This is a genomic window from Brevundimonas sp. ALps5 (assembly GCF_058681645.1).
On sequence record NZ_CM178744.1, the window covers coordinates 1,032,740 to 1,049,025 of the forward strand.

Below are 16,286 nucleotides of genomic sequence, written 5' to 3' on the forward strand. Positions count from 1 at the left end.
GGTCGGCTCCTTCCCTGCAGGGCTTAGTGGGCCGGGCCGGCGACGTAGACGGTGTCGCTGGGGCCATTGCCGGTGATGCGGACGACGGCGGGTTCGTCGCGGGTGAAGGCGAAGTGGGGGCTGCCTGCGGGCTCGGTGTAGAAGCCGCCCGTGGTCAGGGGCCGGACCGTGGCGTCTGTCGCCTCACGGCCGTAGCCGAAGAACCAGGAGCCCGAGATCACCGTGGCGAAGCGGTCGTCGCGGTGGGTGTGGGACTGGATCCGCGTATTGGCCGGGACGTGGATCTCGAAGGCGTAGGGGCCGGGTTTGGACGGGTCGCCGTAGAGGAGAACGGTCTGGACGCCCGCCAGTCCGGAGGTTCCGGCGCCCGCGCCCGAGGTCGGCAGGGCCTGGGTCTGGCCGAGCGACATCGCGGTCTGGCCCAGATGACGGCCAGTGGTCACGACGGGCGTCTGGTCGAGGAACTCGCGGATGGCGGCGACCGTCAGAGCCGGTTGCTCTTCCATCAGCCAGTGGCCCGCGTCGGGGATGACGCGTTCCTGCACATCGACCGCGCCCGCCTGGGTCACGACCGCCATGGTCGAGCCGAAGCTCTTGGCCCCGCCGACGGCGAGGACGGGCATGGTCAGCTTGCCGTGGTCGGCCAGCCAGGCGCGGTTGTCGATGGCGTCCTGATCGAAGGCGGCGAACTGGCCGAAGCCGGCGTGCATGCGGCCCGGGGCGGCGTAGAGGGCCGCATAGTGGGCGCGCGAGGTCTCGGTGAAGCGCGAGGGATTGGCCGAGAACTCGTTCCAGAAGCGGTCGAGGTAGATGCGCTCACGCCCCTGAACCAGACGCTCCATATCCGGGCCGCCGAAGCGGAAATGCCAGAGCAGCGGGTTCTTGAGCACCTCTTCCCACGGCCCGATGCCGGGGATGGGGGCGTCCATCAGCACCAGCCGGGTCACCTTGTCCGGATGGCGGGCGCTGAGGGCGTAGGCGACCATATTGCCGATGTCGTGGGCGACCACGTCGGCGCGGTCGACGTTGAGGGCGGCCATGACGCCGAGGATGTCCTCGGCCTGATTGGCCTTGCGGAAGCCGTCGGTCGCGGTCGCCGACAGGCCCATGCCGCGCAGGTCGGGCACGATCACCGTGTGGTCGCGGGCCAGGTCGGCGGCGAGCGGGGCCCACATGTCGCCGGTCTCGCCATAGCCGTGCAGCAGGACGACGGCCGGACCCGAGCCGCCGATGCGGACGTGCAGGGTGGTGCCGTTGGTCGCGATCTCCTGAGTGCGGAAGCTGGCGGGGAAGTCGAGGCCCGAGCGGGCGGAGGCGGCAGCGGCCGCGGCTGGCTGGCTGGTTTGGGCGAAGACCGGAGCGGCGACCATCGAGGTCGCGATCACGGTCAGGGCGGCGCCGGCGAGGGCGAGGCGGCGGAAGGCGGTGCGGGTGGCGTCGGCGGTGGTCATCGGTCGATCTCCTGAGAGCCCCTATCGGCTGAGACAGAGATTTGCAGAACTCAGCGAACGCGATTAGCCGGGAGCTCGGCGAAGCATTCTTGATCGAGGGGCAAAGATGGCGATCACCGGGGCGGACCGTGCGCGCGAGCTGGAGGTCTTCGTCGCGGTGGCGACAACGGGCAGCTTCTCGGGCGCCGGGCGGGCGACGGACATGACGCCGTCGGGGGTCAGCCGCACCATCGACCGGCTGGAGGCAAGGCTGGGGGCGCGGCTGATGCTGCGCTCGACCCGGGCCCTGACCCTGACGCCAGAGGGCCAGACCTATCTGGGCGCGGCGCGTCGCATCCTGGCGGATCTGGACGAGGCCGACCGGGTCATCGTCGATCTGGGCGCCCCCCAGGGCCGGGTGCGGGTGACCGGCGCCATCTCGCACGGGCGGCACTGTCTCGTGCCCCTGCTGGCCGGGTTCGCCGAGCGCTATCCGAAGATCGTCATCGACGTCCATCTGACCGACGCCATGATCGATGTGGCGGCGGGTCAGGCCGATGTGGCGATACGCTCGGGCGTCCTGCCGGACAGCACCCTGACCGCGCGCCGGCTGAGCGAGAACGGGCGGACCATCGTCGCCTCCCCCGCCTATCTGGCCCGGCGCGGGACGCCGAGGACGCCGGGCGACCTGCTGGACCACGACTGTCTGAACTTCAACTTCCGCCGCACCGAGCCGGTCTGGCCATTCCGCGAGAACGGGATCGACCATGCGATGAAGATCGACGGGGTGATGGAGGCGAACAGCGGCGAGACCCTGTGCCAGCTGGCCCTGGCCGGGGTGGGGATCGCGCGGCTCGGCAACTTCTGTCTCGACGACCACATCCCGCAGGGGCGGCTCGTGCCCCTGCTGGAGGACTTCAATCCGGGCGACTCGGAGGTCTTCCAGGCGGTCTTCGTCGGCGGCCCCAATATGCCGGCGCGGGTGCGGGTGTTCGTCGACTATCTGGTCGAGCGGATGCGGGGCTGAAGATCTCTGCGCGCTTGGTCAGCTGACCTTGAAGGTCGGGGGCGGCAGGGTCAGGGTCGTGTCGGGCACGGCCTCGCCGCGGAAGAAGTCGACCAGCAGGGGCTGCACACCGGGATGGGCCTCGAAGACGTTGTGACCGGCGTTCTCGACCCGGATCTGCGACTTGCGCCGGAACTGGGCGATGACCTCGGCCTGCTCCTCCAGCGGGGTGCGGCCGTCGAGCGAGCCGGCGACCAGAAGCGCCGGGGTGTCGATGCGCATCGACGACCGGAAGCCCTCGCCGAGATCGAGGCCCGGGATAGAACCCAGCAGATGGGGCATCGGGAAGTTGAAGGCGTCGCCGAGCACGGCAGTCCTCGCCTCACGCTCAACCATCGCCAGCCGTCCAGGCGAGATGCCCGAAGCCAGATCCATCGTCTCCGGCATGCCGGCGATGCTGAAATAGTCGCGGGGCGAGGGCATCAAGGGCGTCATGACCTCGGTCATGCCGGCGTCGAGCGCCAGATAGAGGCCCGGCAGCATGGACAGGGTCTGGGGATTGGCGACCAGCCCCGAGGCGGCGAGCTGGATGCCGAAGCCGCCGAGCTTCACCGCATCCGCGCCCTCCCCCGTCGTGACCGGGTTCGCTTCGTAGCGGTCGTGCACCCGGCGCATCAGGGCCTTCAGGTCCGGAACCGCGGCGCGGGCGAGGGGGTCTTCGCCCATCAGCCGGTCCACGCGGTCGAGGAAGGCGTCGATATGGGCCGGACGTTTGACGGTCTGGTCCTGCCCTTCGAGGCTGGCGAGGGCGACGCGGCCGATGCGGTCGCCGTGACGCTTCAGGACAGACAGGGCGAGGTGGGTCCCGTAACTGATGCCCCACAGGTTGATCGTCTCCACGCCGAGGTGACGGCGCAGGTCGTCGATGTCGTCGGCGTTCTGTTCGGTGGTGTAGCCGGTCATCGCCACCCCGGCGCGGGTCCAGTCGACCCAGGCCTTCTGCATCTCGTCGCGATACCAGCGGGTCATGCCCTCATGGGTCATGACGGGCCAGGGGCCGGTGGAGGCGGGCCGGTCGGGGATGTGGGCCGACAGGCCGACGCCGCGCTGATCGAAGGCGATGACGTCGGCGACCGACCGCAGGGCCATGAAGATCGGGAAGCGCGGGCCCATGGCGGTGCGCACGCCGGAGCCGCCGGGGCCGCCGGCCAGATAGACGATGGGCGGCCCCGGATTGGGCGCGGTCGAGGGGAAGCGCACATAGCCGAGACGGATGCGACGCGAGCCGGGGATGCGACGATCCTCCGGGACCTCGAAGAAGCCGCGTTCAGCGTCGGTCTCCTCGCCGCCGCCCGAGGCGAAGCGGAACGGGCCGGGCTGGGGCGCGGTCGCCGTCTGGGCCCGGACGGCCCACGGAAGGGTCAGGACCGGAAGGGCGGCGCCGGCGGCGGTCAGGAGGGAGCGGCGGTTGAGAGCTGTCTGGGTCATGGCGGTGTTGAAGCGGGTTTTTCCCGGCTGTGGAGCGCGCTTCGGCGAACGGTCGCTCTGGATCGGCGAACGGCAGCGCTTTCCGGCGAATGACGCGATATGAGTTTCGCCATGTGGCGGACCCTGCTTTTCACCCTTCTTCTGATCGCGCTCCCGACCCTGTCGCGGGCGCAAACGCCGGGCTGGGAGCGGAGTTGGGAGACCTGTCGCGCCGAGGTCCCGGCGGGACCCGGAGCGCCCGTCCTGCGTGACTGCCGTCCGGTCGAGGGGGTCATCGATCCGCAGGGACGCGAACTCTGGCTTCGCTCCGTCGTGCAGCGCCCGACCGGCGAGGGTCCGGTCGCCCTCTATATCGCGGGCGTCGCCTCCTCCGACGTCTGGCTCAACGGCGAGCTTCTGGGCGCGAACGGGCGGCCGGGGTCGTCCGCCGCGACGGAGGCGGCCGGGCGCTACCAGATCGCCTTCCCGATCCCCGAGCGGATGTGGCGGCCGGCGGACAATGTGGTGACGATCCACATGTCCTCCTTCCACGGCGGGGTGCGTCTGGACGGACCCATCGCCGGGATCGTGGTCGGCGCTTACCCGTGGTCGCCGCCGGCGGGGCTGCTGGCGATCACCTTCATCGCGGCCGGGACCCTGTTCGCCGCCGCCTTCGGCTTCGGGGTGATCCACAGCCTGCGCCGCACCGGCTCCAGCCTGACGCTGGCGGTCCTGGCGGGGGTCGCGGGATTGCAGGCCATCGTGGAGAGCCTGAGGAGCCTGATCCCCTATGCCTATCCAGTGCACGGGTGGCGGCTGATCGGGATCTGGGCCCTGAGCGCCGCCTTCGCGGTGCTGCTGGTCTCCTGGGCCGCATCGCGCTTCCAGCCCCGGGCGCGGCGGCCGCTGATCGTGGTGGCGCTGGTCGCCGTCGCCGCGACCGGCCTCGCCCCCGGGTTCGATCTGAAGACGGTGCTGGCCCTGCTGATCGGGTTGGGATTTTCCACCGCGATCGCCGCCGTCGCGGTCTGGCGCCGCGTCCCGGGTGCGCGGCTGACCCTGGCCTATCTGGCGGCCTTCCTCGCGGTCGGTTTCATCTTCCCCGCCTGGCTGTCGGACCTGACCTATTTCCTGTTCGCCGCCGGCCTTTTGCTGCCACTGCTGATGGCCGAGGTGGTGCGGCTGGGGCGGGACGACCGGGCGCGGGAGGTCGCCCTGACCCGCGCGGCGGCCCGTCCGAACTGCCTGACCGTGGCCTCGTCACGCGGGGTCGAGCGGGTGCCGTTGGCGGATATCGTCGCCGTGGTCGGGGCGGACGACTATGTCGAGCTGCGGCTGACGGACGGACGGCGGCTGTTGCATGCGGCGCGTCTCGACCGGTTGGAGACGGAGCTGCCGGCGACCTTCCTGCGCGTCCATCGCTCGGTGATCGCCAACCTCGCTCACGTGCGCGGTCTGGAACGGGACGGCGGCCGGGGGCGGCTGCTGATGGACGACGGCCCGCCCCTGCCGATCAGCCGGAACCGTCTGCCGGCGGTCCGTGATGCGCTGGAGGACGGCGCACTGCAGGCGACCGCCTAGCCCGCGCGGAACTCGGAATAGCTGACCACGCCGTCGTGGTTGCGGTCGAGGCGGTCGAAGGCGGCGCGGGGGTCGGCCCCGACATTGATTTGAGCGTGAGCCGTTTGCGCCAATGAAGGCGCGGCGACGGCGCCGATGGCGAGACCGGCGGCGGCGGCGGCGAGGGCCTGCCACAGGGACACACGCGGGCGGCGCGGTTCGCTCCCGGCGATCTCGGCGTCGATGAAGCGACGGACGGCCTCGCTGGCGGTCCGGCCCTGGTCCTGACAGCGAGCCATGAAGGCCGTCTTGGTCGGATGCGGCAGGCGGATCTCGAGCGTTTCGCTCTTCTTCGGAGAGGGCTGGAGGCTCATGCGGGGCGTCCTGTGGCGGGCTTTCGCGGAGTGAACCCCCGATCGGCCCGGGCCGCCAGTTTAAAATCGGTCATTCTTCCGAAGGTCAGTGCGCCGCCGCTCCGGGATCCGGCGCCGCGAGGAGGCGGGCGACGGGGGCCAGCTTGTCCGGATTGCGGGTGATGTAGACCCCGACAATGCGGCCGTCGCGAATGTCGAGCGCCGTGGTCTGGAGCACCTGACCGCGTTCGAGGCTGACATAGCCCGGCAGGCCGTCGATCCACATGGGCCGGAGCAGGCTGAAGGCGTCGGCCCCGTATTTCCGGTTCAGGCCGGCGAACAGGCGCAGCAGGCGCGCAAGGCCGCGGATCGGATTGTGGAAGGCGATGACCTTGCCGCCGCCGTCGGCGTAGAGGACCGCGTTCTCGGCCAGCAAGCTGCCCAGGGTCTGAAGGTCACCGTCGCGGCTGGCGGCGAAGAAGGCGTGGGCGATGCGGTCGCCCTCCTCGCGCGCCACCGGGAAGCGCGGGCGGGCGTCCTGAACGTGCTTGCGGGCGCGCGAGGCCAGCTGGCGCACGGCGGTCGGGTCGCGGTCGAGGGTGCGGCCGACCTCGTCGAAGGCCACGCCGAAGACGTCGTGCAGCAGGAAGGCGGCCCGCTCAAGCGGCGAAAGACGCTCCAGCGCCATCATCAGGGTCAGGGTGAGGTCGTCGGCCTGATCCTCCTCCGGGTCGACCGAACCGACGAGGGGGTCCGGAAGCCAGGCGCCGACATAGGTCTCGCGCCGCGACCGGGCCGACTTGATCTGGTCCAGGCACAGGCGGGTGACGGTGCGGGTCAGCCAGGCGGCGGGCTCGCGGATTTCGTCCGGATCGACGGAGCGCCAGCGCAGCCAGCCGTCCTGGACCACGTCCTCGGCCTCGGCGACCGAGCCGAGCATGCGATAGGCGAGACGCACCAGCCGGGGCCGGTGCGTCTCGAACAGATCGGTCGGGGCGTCAGGCCGCGACATGCGCCGTGTCTTTGGTGTGGTCCGCGCCGTGGGCGAAGCGGAAGCCGATAGCCAGGCGGTTCCAGACGTTGATGGCGCCGATGGCGAAGGTGAGCTTCGCGATCTCGGCCTCGTCGAAGACCGCCTTGAGCGCTTCCCAGTCGGCGTCCGGGGCATGGGTGTCGGCGACGCGGGTCAGGGCCTCGGCCCAGCCGAGGGCGGCGCGCTCGCGGTCCGAATAGAGGCTGGATTCGCGCCAGGCCGGCAGCATGGTGAGGCGCAGCGGCGTCTCTCCGGCCTTGAGGGCGTCGGTGGTGTGCATATGGATGCAGAAGGCGCAGCCGTTGATCTGGGACACATGGGTCTTGATCAGCTCGATCACGGTCTTGTCCAGACCGCTGTCGACCGTGGCCTGCTCAAGGGCGAGCATGGCCTGATAGTGGCTGGGGGCCAGTTTGAAGGGGGCGGTCAGGCGGGGGGTCATCATCGTCTCTCCATGCGGCGCATCCATGCGCTTCACCCCCGATGACGAGACGGGCGGGACGAGTGTGACATGGGAAGAGGAATTTTCCTCATGAGCCGCATGCGCGGTTGCCCCCTCCACCACCCGCGAAGACGCGGGCAGTCCCCTCCCCACGTCAGGCGTGGGGAGGGGAGGCGAAGAAGTCCTCGATGACGCGGCGGTAGACGGAGGTCAGGGCGTCGAGTTCAGCGGTGGGGACCCGTTCGTCGAACTGGTGCATGGTGACCCCGACGAGGCCCAGTTCCAGCACCGGGCACAGGGCGCGGATGAAGCGGGCGTCCGAGGTGCCGCCGGTGGTGGAGGCCTCCGGGCGGCGGCCCAGCTCGGCCTCGACCGCGTCCTGAACGAGGGTGACGAAGGGGCCGACGGGGGTCAGGAAGGCCTCGCCCGAGCACATATGCTCCAGAGTGATCTGCATCCCCGTCTCGGCCTGCATCCGACCCGCCTCGCGGTTTAGCCAGGCGATCAGCTGGTCGCCGGTGTGGGCAGGGTTGAAGCGGATGTTGAGCCGCGCCCTGGCCTCGGCCGGGATGACGTTGGTCGCCCCGTTGCCGATGTCGATGGTGGTGATCTCGAGGTTCGACGGCTGGAAGGCCTCATAGCCCTCGTCGAGGATCTGGGCGTCGAGGATCGACAGCATGCGCACCAGGACCGGGGCCGGATTGGCGGCGCGCTGGGGATAGGCGACGTGACCCTGTTTGCCGTGGACGGTGATCCAGGTGTTGAGCGAGCCGCGGCGGCCGATCTTGATCATGTCGCCGAGCACGCCCTGGGACGACGGTTCGCCGACGATGCAGGCGTCGATGATCTCGCCCTCGGCCATCAGGGCCTCGACGACGCGCTTGGTGCCGTGCAGCGCCGGACCTTCCTCATCGCCGGTGATCAGGAAGGACAGGGAGCCGTGCGGCTCGCCCATGGCCAGGACCTCGGCGACGGCGCAGACCCAGGCGGCGATGCCCCCCTTCATGTCCACCGCGCCCCGGCCGAACAGGATGCCGTCCTTGACCTCGGCCTGGAACGGGTCCGACGACCAGCCGCTCTCGGCGCCCGTGGGCACGACGTCGGTATGGCCGGCGAAGCAGAGGTTGGGCGAGGCCGTGCCGCGCCGGGCGTAGAGGTTCTCGATCCGCGCGTGGACCCCCTCGCCGCCCGGCCCCTCGAAGGGCATGCGGCGGCAGGTGAAGCCGAGCTCGGTCAGCACCGTCTCCAGCACCTCCATGGCGCCGGCGTCCGCCGGGGTCACCGAGGGCCGTTTGATCAGAAGTCGGGTCAGTTCGACAGGATCGATCACAGGAGTTGATGCGCGGCTCATGACGGTATGCTTTACGGGGCTTGTGCGACTGCGAGAAGGGATCGCCGTGCCCAAGATAGTTAATGAGGACGCCCCGGCTATCGGCGGAACTACCTACCCCGATGAGTTTGCGGAAGAATGCCGTCCGCGTCGCCGCTGGAAGCTGGGCGATGCGGTCGGGCTGGACCAGTTCGGGGTGAATCTTCTGCACCTGCCGCCCGGCGCCTGGTCGGCGCAGCGCCACTGGCATTTCACCGAGGACGAATTCGTCTGGGTCGTGTCCGGCGAGGTGGTCCTGGTCGAGGGTCTTGAAGGCGAGCCCCTGACCGAGACCGTGCTGCGCGCCGGAGAGTGCGCGGGGTTCAAGGCCGGGGTTCCCAACGGCCACAAGCTGGAGAACCGCTCGGACGCGCTTGCCGTGCTGCTGGAGGTCGGGACGCGCAACCCGACCGGTGACGGCTGCGACTACCCCGACATCGACATGGTCCTGCCGCTGGGCGCCGACCGCTATCATCACCGAGACGGAACGCCCTACCCCAAGTATGACCGACGCACCTGAAGCCCCCGAGCCGATCACCAAACCCGTGGCCGAGGCGGCGCTGGCCGCCCACGGGACCAATCCGTGGACGATGCCCGATTTCCGCCTGCTGTGGCTGACGCGGATCGCGGCGGGCGTGGCCATCCAGATCCAGTCGACGACGGTGATCTGGCAGGTGCTGGATCTGGCGCGTGGTCGCGGGGCTTCGGTGCAGGAGGCGGCGCTGTATGCGGGCGCCGTGGGGCTGGTGCAGTTCATCCCGCTGCTGATCCTGACCCTGCCGGCCGGGGAGATGGCCGACCGACGCGACCGGCGCCGCACCGTGGCCTTTTCGGTGGCTGGGGAGCTCACCTGCGCGGTCCTGTTCCTGGGCCTGGCCCTGCTGGGCGCCGTGCCCCTATGGGCCCTGCTGGTCGTGGCGGGCCTGTTCGGGGTCAGCCGCGCCTTCCTGGCGCCCGCCAGCCAGGCCTATCTGCCCATGGTCGTCGGCCGCGCCGCCCTGCCCCGCGCCATCGTCTCCCAGTCGCTGGCCTTCCAGGTCGGCGCCATCGCCGGACCCGCGGCGGGCGGGCTGCTGATCGGTCAGTTCGGGATCACGGCCTCCTATGGCGTTTCAGCGGCCCTGTTCATCGCCGCCCTGACCTGCATCCTTCTGGTCAAGACCAGCGGCAAGCCGTTGAACGCCCGGGAAGGCGGCGACCTGCGCGACCGGATCACGGCCGTCGGCGAAGGTCTGAGCTACATCTGGAAGACGGGGGTGGTGATCGGGGCCATCTCGCTGGATCTGGTCGTGGTCCTGCTGGCCGGGATGGCCCTGCTGATCCCGGTCTTCGCGCGCGATATCCTTCATGTGGGATCGGAAGGCTTCGGCCTGTTCCGCGCCTCGTTCGGGGTCGGGGCCTTCCTGATGGGGCTCTATCTGGCGCGCTTCCCGATCGTGCGCCGGGGCGGGATCTGGATGTTTGGCGCCGTGGCCGTGTTCGGCCTCTGCACCCTGGTGTTCGGCGTGTCGCGGATCGCCTGGGTCTCGGGCATGGCCCTGGCCATCGCCGGCGCCGCCGACATGATCAGCGTCAATATCCGCCAGACCCTGATCCAGCTGGCCACCCCCGACGAGATGCGCGGCCGGGTGTCCTCGGTCTCCATGCTGTTCATCGGCGCCTCCAACGAACTGGGCGACGCCTTCACCGGGCTGATGGCGCGGATCCTGGGACCGGTCGGCGCCGCGGTGTTCGGCGGCTTCGGCGCGCTGGCCGCCACCGGCCTGTGGGCGAGGATGTTCCCGAGCCTGAGGAAGGCCGACCGGCTGGAGTAGCCGCGGCTACCCCCAGACCTTGAAGTGCTTGGAGAGCTTGAGCCCCTGCTTCTGGTAGTGGCTGCCGCCCTCGCCGTAGAGGCGGGTGGGACGTTCGGTCAGGGGTTCATAGACGAGCCGCGCGACGATCTGGCCGTGTTCCAGCAGGAAGGGGGTGTCGTGGGTGCGGACCTCCAGCACGCCCTTCGAGCCCGCGCCGTGGGCCTCGTCGGTGCCGAAGCCGGGGTCAAAGAAGCCGGCGTAGTGGACGCGGAACTCGCCGACCGAGGGGTCGATGGGGGTCATCTCGGCGGCCTGATCGACGGGGATTTCGACCTCGTCGGAGGAGGCGAGGATGTAGAACTCGCCCGGATCCAGCAGCAGCTCGCCCCGGCGCAGGGACAGCGGCTCCCAGTAGTCGCGCGGATCGTGGCCGTCGATGTTCTCCAGATCGACGACGCCGGCGTGGCGACGGCCGCGGAAGCCGACGATGTCGCCGCCGCGCAGGTCGACGCCGACCGAGCGGGTCTCCAGCTTCGGCGGTTCGCCGGCCTTGAGGCGCAGCTGGTTCAGCCGGGTGCCGGGACGGACCAGGATGGAGAAGGTCTGGGGCGCGATCTCCATATAGAGAGGCCCCTCATAACCCTCGGCGACGTCGTCGAAGCTGGCGCCGCGATCGGTCAGCAGGCGCACGAAGACGTCGACGCGGCCGGTCGAGGACTTGGGATTGGCGCGGGCGATCAGGCCTTTCGGCAGGCTGAGGCGCTCCTGCAGCTCGGCGATATAGACGCAGCCCTTCTCCAGCACATAGCCGCCGGACAGGTCGATCGGATGCATGGAGACGTCGGCGATGCGGTCGGCGACCAGACGCTGGCCCGGCAGGAAGGAGGCGCGCACGCGCCAGGCGCGGTCGGACAGGCGCAGGTCGAGACTGGCCGGCTGGACCTGATCGGCGTCGAAGGGGGTTTGCGAGGTGATGGCGCCCGTGGCGATCAGGGTCTCGATGGACTGGCAGGGCAGAATGCCCGCTTTGGTAAGGTCGATGCTCATTCCGACAGCCATACACGTTGCGCCTTAAAAGCGAGAGGCCCCGCCGGAAAAGCGAGCGGACTTGAAGGCTGCACGAGAGCGCGCGACTGTGGTGGCCTCAAGTAGCGCAAGGCGCGTTAGGCCCTCGGTAAAGTGCACGACAGTCAGCCGTACATCGCGGAAACCGAAGGGGTCCTGGTCAAGGTCCGGCCCAGCTATCTGGCCGGCCAGTCCGATCCCGAGGCGGGGCGCTGGGTCTGGGCCTATCAGGTCGAGATCGTCAATCTGAGCCCGACGGCGATCCAGTTGGTGGCGCGCCATTGGGTGATCACCGACGCGCGCGGCCATGTCGAGGAGGTGCGCGGCTCGGGCGTCATCGGCGAACAGCCGGTGATCGCGCCGGGCGACAGCTATTCCTATGCCTCCGGGTGCCCGCTGACGACGCCCTCGGGCTCGATGGTCGGCGCCTATTCGATGACCGACGGCGAGGGCCGGATGTTCGAGGCGGCCATCCCCGCGTTCAGCCTGGATATTCCGGACAAGCGGCGGACGCTGAACTGAGGGTCCCCGCCTTCGCCGGGATGAGCGGAATCGGGCCGCGCTCAAGCAGCGAGGCTCCGCGAGCCGAGCGGTAGCGCACACCATGCGCTCAAGCAGCGAGCAACCGCGTTGCGAGCGTTAGCGCCAGAAAACAAGGAAAGTGGAGACCGACACGACCCGAAGGGGAATTCGTTGTGGCTGCTGCCTTCCGGCCCTGACCAGGTTGGCGAAGCCTTCGCCCGCACCGATCTCCGAGCGGGGATATGACGGTTCAATGCGGCGAGATCAAGCGTAACCGTTGCAGTCCGCACGTTCGACCGTGTCCGTGGCCGGGTCGTAGACCACGGTGATGAAGTCGCACCCGCCGTCGAAAACGTAGCCTGTCTGCACCGGACCACTGCGGATACCGACAACCGGAGCCGAGCGGGGATCGGCTGGATCCGCACGTTCAGATCCCCGGTAGTAGCCGACGACCTTGCCCTGATAGGGGAAATAGATCCTCAGATAGTCGCCGATCGGCTTGGAGCCTCGCGGCATCGACACCTTGGCCTCCACCCGGGCGACCACCTCGGGCGACGGCCCGCCCGGAAGGAATTCCGAAATCTGCGCCGACGGCTGCGCCGAGGCGCCGCCGGCGATCATTGCCAGGACCAGGGCGGTAAGGACCTTCATCATCTTGCTCCGGCGGACTGAGAGGATAAGGAGGTCACATGGCCTTTGCTCCCGTCAACACCTTCGCCGGCAATCCGCTCGATCGGGCGGGCGATCTCCGAAACGATCCGGCCTGGATCGAGGCGCAGGCGACCCACCCGGAGGCGCTGGCCATGGTGCTGTGGGAGGGTCAGCCGCTGCTGGAGCAGGGTCCCGAGGGTCCGAGACTGGCCTGGCTGTCGATGGCCCATGCGCGCGATCTGGTGAAGGACCGGGAGCTGTTTCTCGGGCTCTGGAAAGAGGCGCCGGTCTTCGCCATCGAATATGAGACGCCCGAGGACCCGACCACCGGGCCGGTGCGGGGTCTGGGCCAGTTCAGCGGGATGCGCGAGGCAGCCGCCTTGCTGCCGGGCAATGAGGCGGCCATGGCGGGAACGGCCAAGGCCCTGTTCGACTGGCGGCGTCGTCACGGATTCTGCGCCGCTTGCGGCCAGAAGAACGGCATCGCCAACGGCGGCTGGAAGCTGATCTGCTCGGCCGACGGGACCGAACATTTCCCGCGCGTCGACCCGGTGACCATCATGCTGCCGGTCTACAAGGGCGGGCCCGAGCCCCTGTGCCTGCTGGGCCGTCAGGCGGCGTGGCCGGCGGGACGGATGTCGGCGCTGGCGGGTTTCCTCGAGCCCGGCGAAAGCATCGAGGAGGCCTGCGCCCGCGAGATCAAGGAGGAGAGCGGACTGACGGTCACCGCCGTCCGCTACCACTCCAGCCAGCCCTGGCCCTTCCCGTCCCAGCTGATGATCGGCCTGATCGCCGAGGTGTCCGACGACCAGGCGGCGCCGGACCAGACGGAACTGGAGAGCGTGGCCTGGCTGACGCGGGCGGAGGCGGCGGATGTGATCGCGGGCGTGCACCCGGCCATCAAGGCCCCGCCGCCGTTCGCGATTGCGCACACCCTGATCAAGGCGTGGGTGGAAGGTTTTGAGGTTTAGGCCAGCGCCCGCGCCGCTTCCAGATCGGCCGGATTGTCCACCGACAGCGGCGCTTCGGCGATGGTCGCGGCCCAAATCGACAGCCCCATTTCCAGCGCCCGCAGCTGCTCCAGCTTCTCGCGCTTCTCCAGCGGCGACGGCGGGGCGGCGCAGAAGCGCATCAGAGCCTCGCGGCGGTAGCCGTAGACGCCGATGTGACGCCAGATCGGCGCGTCGCCGTAGAGGGTCGACCGGGTGAAGTAGAGGGCCTTGCCCTGACGTTCGCCCTCGGCGAGGGCGAGGACCGCCTTCACGACATCGACGTTGGTCCGGTCCGAGGCGTCCGATTCGGGGGCGACGAGGGTGGCGATGTCGCAGGTCGGCTCGCCGTGCAGCAGGGCGGCGCAGGCCGTGGCCAGGCCCGGGTCGGCGAAGGGCATGTCGCCTTGCAGATTGATCACCGCGTCATATTCGCCGTCGGGGTCGATGGCCTCGAGCGCCGCGCGAATCCGGTCCGAGCCCGAGGGCAGGTCCGGATCGGTCAGGACGGCTTGTCCGCCGATGTCGACGATGGCGTCCACGATCTCCTGATCCCCCGCCGCAACCGCAACCGGCAGGCCCGAGTTCAGGGCGCTTTCATAAGCCCGGACGATCATCGGCTTGCCGCCGATATCGGCCAGCGGCTTGTTCGGCAGACGGGTCGCCGCCATGCGAGCGGGTATCAATATGAGCGGGTTCATCGTGCAGGTGTTGCCTTGTTGCGGCGGGACGTTTCTAACTGCGTTGTGGGTCGGTTGCGATTGCGGCGCTAGCGTGTCAGAGACGCCCACGCAAGAATTCGCCTCGTTCATTCAAGCGACGAGGTCCAAAACGGGGTGCGACGACACGGATGAGCGGCAATCTGGAGTGGAACAAGATTTTCGGCGCCGGTCTGGCGACGGCCTTCGTCATTATCGTGGTTCAGCAGGTAGGCGTTCACGTCTATGCGACCCACGCCCCTGAAAAGCCCGGCTATGCGGTCAATGTCCCGGATGAAGCCGCCGAGGGCGGCGACGCCCCGGCGCTGAAGCCCGACTGGGGCACGGTCCTGCCCGCCGCCGACCTGGCCGCCGGCGAGGCCGCCTTCGCCCGCTGCAAGGCCTGCCACAACAACGTCCAGGGCGGTCCCGACGCCATCGGTCCGAACCTGTACGGCGTGGTCGGCGGTCCGGTCATGCACCGCGCCGGCTTCGCCTATGACGACGCCATGGCCAAGCACAAGGCCGAGCACCCGACCTGGGGCTATGACGAGCTGGACGCCTTCATCACCGCTCCGGGCAAGTATGTCCCGGGCACCAAGATGTCCTTCGCCGGCCTGCGCGACACCGCGACCCGGATCAATCTGATCGCCTATCTGCGCTCGCAGGGCTCGACCGGCTTCGCCATCCCGGCGCCGGATCCCTCGCGTCAGCCCGGCGCGGCTCCCGCCGCCGCCGGCGCTGCTGCGGCTCCCGCCGCCGCCGAAGGGGCTCCGGCCTCGGGCGCCTCGGCTCCGGCCGCCGGTCCCGCCGGCGCCGCGACCACCCAGGCGACCCCCGCAGCTCCGCCGGCCTCGACCAGCCCGGCGCCCGCGAACCACTAGGGTTCGGTCCTTCAGAAATATCGGGAAGGGCGGTCTTCGGGCCGCCCTTTTCGTTTGGGGCCTACAGGCGACGGAAGACGGGGCCCTGGAAGCCATCGGCGGCATAGCGCGCCTCGGCCTCGGCCAGATCCTCGATGACCACCGCCCCGGCATGGCCCGTGGCGTGGATAACGCGATCGGCGTCGTAGGCGAAGGCGGAATGACCGGTCCAGCTCTCGCCGCTGTCGGGCTTGAGCCAGAGGACGAGGTCGCCGCGCTGCAGGTCGGCGCGCTCGACCGCGCGGCCAAGCTCGGCCTGTTCGTCGGTGCGGCGCGGGCCGGCGAGGCCGCAGGCGTACAGGCAGGACTGGATCAGGCCCGAACAGTCGGTGGCGCGCGAGGTGCGGGCGCCGAGCTGATGCGGGGTGCCCAGCATGCGTTCAGCGACGGCGACGGGGTCGCGCTCGAAGTCGCCGGTCTGCATCAGGTCGTCGGCGGCGACGCCGGACCAGGCGTGATGGATCAGGGCGTTCAGCGGCAGGACGGCGGTGGTCGAGGCGACGCGGTGGGTGGCCAGAGGCGCGCCCCGGTCGAGGGCCGAGCGGTCGATCCAGCCTACGACGCCGTCGCGACGGGCGCGGCCCCAGAGGCGGTCGCCGTCACCGTCGAGCACATCGAAAACTTCGCCGAAGATCAGCTGGTCGACGCGTTCGGAGGCGGGGTCGGCGGAAAGCGAAATATCGGTGACCGGCAGGCGGCCGTGCATCGGGACGACCGCCCGGAAGGCCGGCGCGCGCACGCGCCCCTCCAGCCCCAGTTCGGCCAGATCGGGCCGAAGGAGCCAGCTGCGTTCCTCGATGGCGGCGGCTGCGGTCACGCAAATCCCGACGAGACTGGGTCCCTGACGACCCGGACGCATAGTCTGTGCAAGGAAGGCGAAAGCGGCGTTAACAGCGGACGATTTTTCCCCAGGCGATTTGCATGGCTTGAAGCGTCGCCGTTCGTTTCCCAGATCGAAGAGGCGCCCAAGGGGAATGAAATC

17 protein-coding genes and 1 other RNA gene are annotated in these 16,286 nt (G+C 69.6%); 7 read left to right on the forward strand and 11 right to left on the reverse strand.

Going from position 1 to position 16,286, the window contains the following annotated elements; translation table 11 throughout:
- Nucleotides 1-23 precede the first annotated feature (23 nt).
- Nucleotides 24-1,451 carry an alpha/beta fold hydrolase gene (locus tag ACW172_RS04895; protein WP_492034069.1) on the reverse strand — a complete coding sequence of 476 codons (1,428 nt, stop codon included), beginning with the start codon at nucleotides 1,449-1,451 and terminating at the stop codon, nucleotides 24-26.
- 106 nt (nucleotides 1,452-1,557) lie between these two features.
- Here ACW172_RS04895 and ACW172_RS04900 point away from each other — a divergent pair, with 106 nt between their 5' ends.
- Nucleotides 1,558-2,457, forward strand: coding sequence for a LysR family transcriptional regulator (locus ACW172_RS04900; protein WP_492034070.1), 900 nt, complete (start codon nucleotides 1,558-1,560; stop codon nucleotides 2,455-2,457).
- Nucleotides 2,458-2,475: 18 nt separating this feature from the next.
- Here ACW172_RS04900 and ACW172_RS04905 read toward each other — a convergent pair whose 3' ends face one another.
- A complete protein-coding gene (locus ACW172_RS04905; protein WP_492034071.1) occupies nucleotides 2,476-3,924 on the reverse strand; it encodes an alpha/beta hydrolase in 1,449 nt (482 codons plus the stop codon).
- Nucleotides 3,925-4,023: 99 nt separating this feature from the next.
- On the opposite strand from ACW172_RS04905, the gene ACW172_RS04910 reads away from it, so the two are divergent.
- Nucleotides 4,024-5,484, forward strand: a complete 1,461-nt coding sequence (locus ACW172_RS04910; protein ID WP_492034072.1) for a LytR/AlgR family response regulator transcription factor — start codon at nucleotides 4,024-4,026, stop codon at nucleotides 5,482-5,484.
- On the opposite strand, the gene ACW172_RS04915 is transcribed toward ACW172_RS04910, so the two are convergent.
- From ACW172_RS04915 to dapE, 4 genes are all read right to left on the reverse strand, one after another.
- Nucleotides 5,481-5,837, reverse strand: a complete 357-nt coding sequence (locus tag ACW172_RS04915; RefSeq protein WP_492034073.1) for a hypothetical protein — start codon at nucleotides 5,835-5,837, stop codon at nucleotides 5,481-5,483. The genes ACW172_RS04910 and ACW172_RS04915 overlap by 4 nt on opposite strands.
- 85 nt (nucleotides 5,838-5,922) lie before the next feature.
- A complete protein-coding gene (locus ACW172_RS04920; protein ID WP_492034074.1) occupies nucleotides 5,923-6,828 on the reverse strand; it encodes a sigma-70 family RNA polymerase sigma factor in 906 nt (301 codons plus the stop codon).
- Nucleotides 6,815-7,291, reverse strand: coding sequence for a carboxymuconolactone decarboxylase family protein (locus ACW172_RS04925; protein ID WP_492034075.1), 477 nt, complete (start codon nucleotides 7,289-7,291; stop codon nucleotides 6,815-6,817). The genes ACW172_RS04920 and ACW172_RS04925 overlap by 14 nt, the downstream gene beginning before the upstream one ends.
- Nucleotides 7,292-7,445: 154 nt before the next feature.
- Complete coding sequence (gene dapE / locus ACW172_RS04930) at nucleotides 7,446-8,642, reverse strand: succinyl-diaminopimelate desuccinylase (protein WP_492034076.1); 1,197 nt, start codon at nucleotides 8,640-8,642, stop codon at nucleotides 7,446-7,448.
- Between the two features lie 46 nt (nucleotides 8,643-8,688).
- Between dapE and ACW172_RS04935 the strand changes: the two genes are divergently transcribed.
- Entirely contained in the window at nucleotides 8,689-9,180 is a 492-nt protein-coding gene (locus ACW172_RS04935) for a cupin domain-containing protein (protein ID WP_492034077.1), read from the forward strand.
- Complete coding sequence (locus tag ACW172_RS04940; RefSeq protein ID WP_492034078.1) at nucleotides 9,164-10,474, forward strand: MFS transporter; 1,311 nt, start codon at nucleotides 9,164-9,166, stop codon at nucleotides 10,472-10,474. The genes ACW172_RS04935 and ACW172_RS04940 overlap by 17 nt, the downstream gene beginning before the upstream one ends.
- A gap of 6 nt (nucleotides 10,475-10,480) precedes the next feature.
- Here the strand turns inward: ACW172_RS04940 and ACW172_RS04945 are convergent, their stop codons facing one another.
- Entirely contained in the window at nucleotides 10,481-11,503 is a 1,023-nt protein-coding gene (locus ACW172_RS04945; protein ID WP_492034079.1) for a 2'-deoxycytidine 5'-triphosphate deaminase, read from the reverse strand.
- 132 nt (nucleotides 11,504-11,635) lie between these two features.
- Between ACW172_RS04945 and apaG the strand changes: the two genes are divergently transcribed.
- Nucleotides 11,636-12,043 carry a Co2+/Mg2+ efflux protein ApaG gene (apaG, locus tag ACW172_RS04950; RefSeq protein WP_492034080.1) on the forward strand — a complete coding sequence of 136 codons (408 nt, stop codon included), beginning with the start codon at nucleotides 11,636-11,638 and terminating at the stop codon, nucleotides 12,041-12,043.
- A 137-nt stretch (nucleotides 12,044-12,180) separates the two neighbouring features.
- On the opposite strand, the gene ffs is transcribed toward apaG, so the two are convergent.
- Nucleotides 12,181-12,276, reverse strand: an RNA gene (ffs, locus tag ACW172_RS04955) — signal recognition particle sRNA small type.
- A 31-nt stretch (nucleotides 12,277-12,307) separates the two neighbouring features.
- Entirely contained in the window at nucleotides 12,308-12,694 is a 387-nt protein-coding gene (locus ACW172_RS04960; RefSeq protein WP_492034081.1) for a hypothetical protein, read from the reverse strand.
- Between the two features lie 38 nt (nucleotides 12,695-12,732).
- Between ACW172_RS04960 and nudC the strand changes: the two genes are divergently transcribed.
- Entirely contained in the window at nucleotides 12,733-13,665 is a 933-nt protein-coding gene (gene nudC / locus ACW172_RS04965) for an NAD(+) diphosphatase (protein WP_492034082.1), read from the forward strand.
- Here nudC and ACW172_RS04970 read toward each other — a convergent pair.
- Complete coding sequence (locus ACW172_RS04970) at nucleotides 13,662-14,384, reverse strand: 3-deoxy-manno-octulosonate cytidylyltransferase (RefSeq protein ID WP_492034083.1); 723 nt, start codon at nucleotides 14,382-14,384, stop codon at nucleotides 13,662-13,664. The genes nudC and ACW172_RS04970 overlap by 4 nt on opposite strands.
- Before the next feature lie 149 nt (nucleotides 14,385-14,533).
- On the opposite strand from ACW172_RS04970, the gene ACW172_RS04975 reads away from it, so the two are divergent.
- Complete coding sequence (locus ACW172_RS04975; protein ID WP_492034084.1) at nucleotides 14,534-15,265, forward strand: c-type cytochrome; 732 nt, start codon at nucleotides 14,534-14,536, stop codon at nucleotides 15,263-15,265.
- Nucleotides 15,266-15,326: 61 nt separating this feature from the next.
- Here ACW172_RS04975 and ACW172_RS04980 read toward each other — a convergent pair whose 3' ends face one another.
- A complete protein-coding gene (locus ACW172_RS04980) occupies nucleotides 15,327-16,121 on the reverse strand; it encodes a C40 family peptidase (protein ID WP_492034085.1) in 795 nt (264 codons plus the stop codon).
- Between the last annotated feature and the right edge of the window lie 165 nt (nucleotides 16,122-16,286).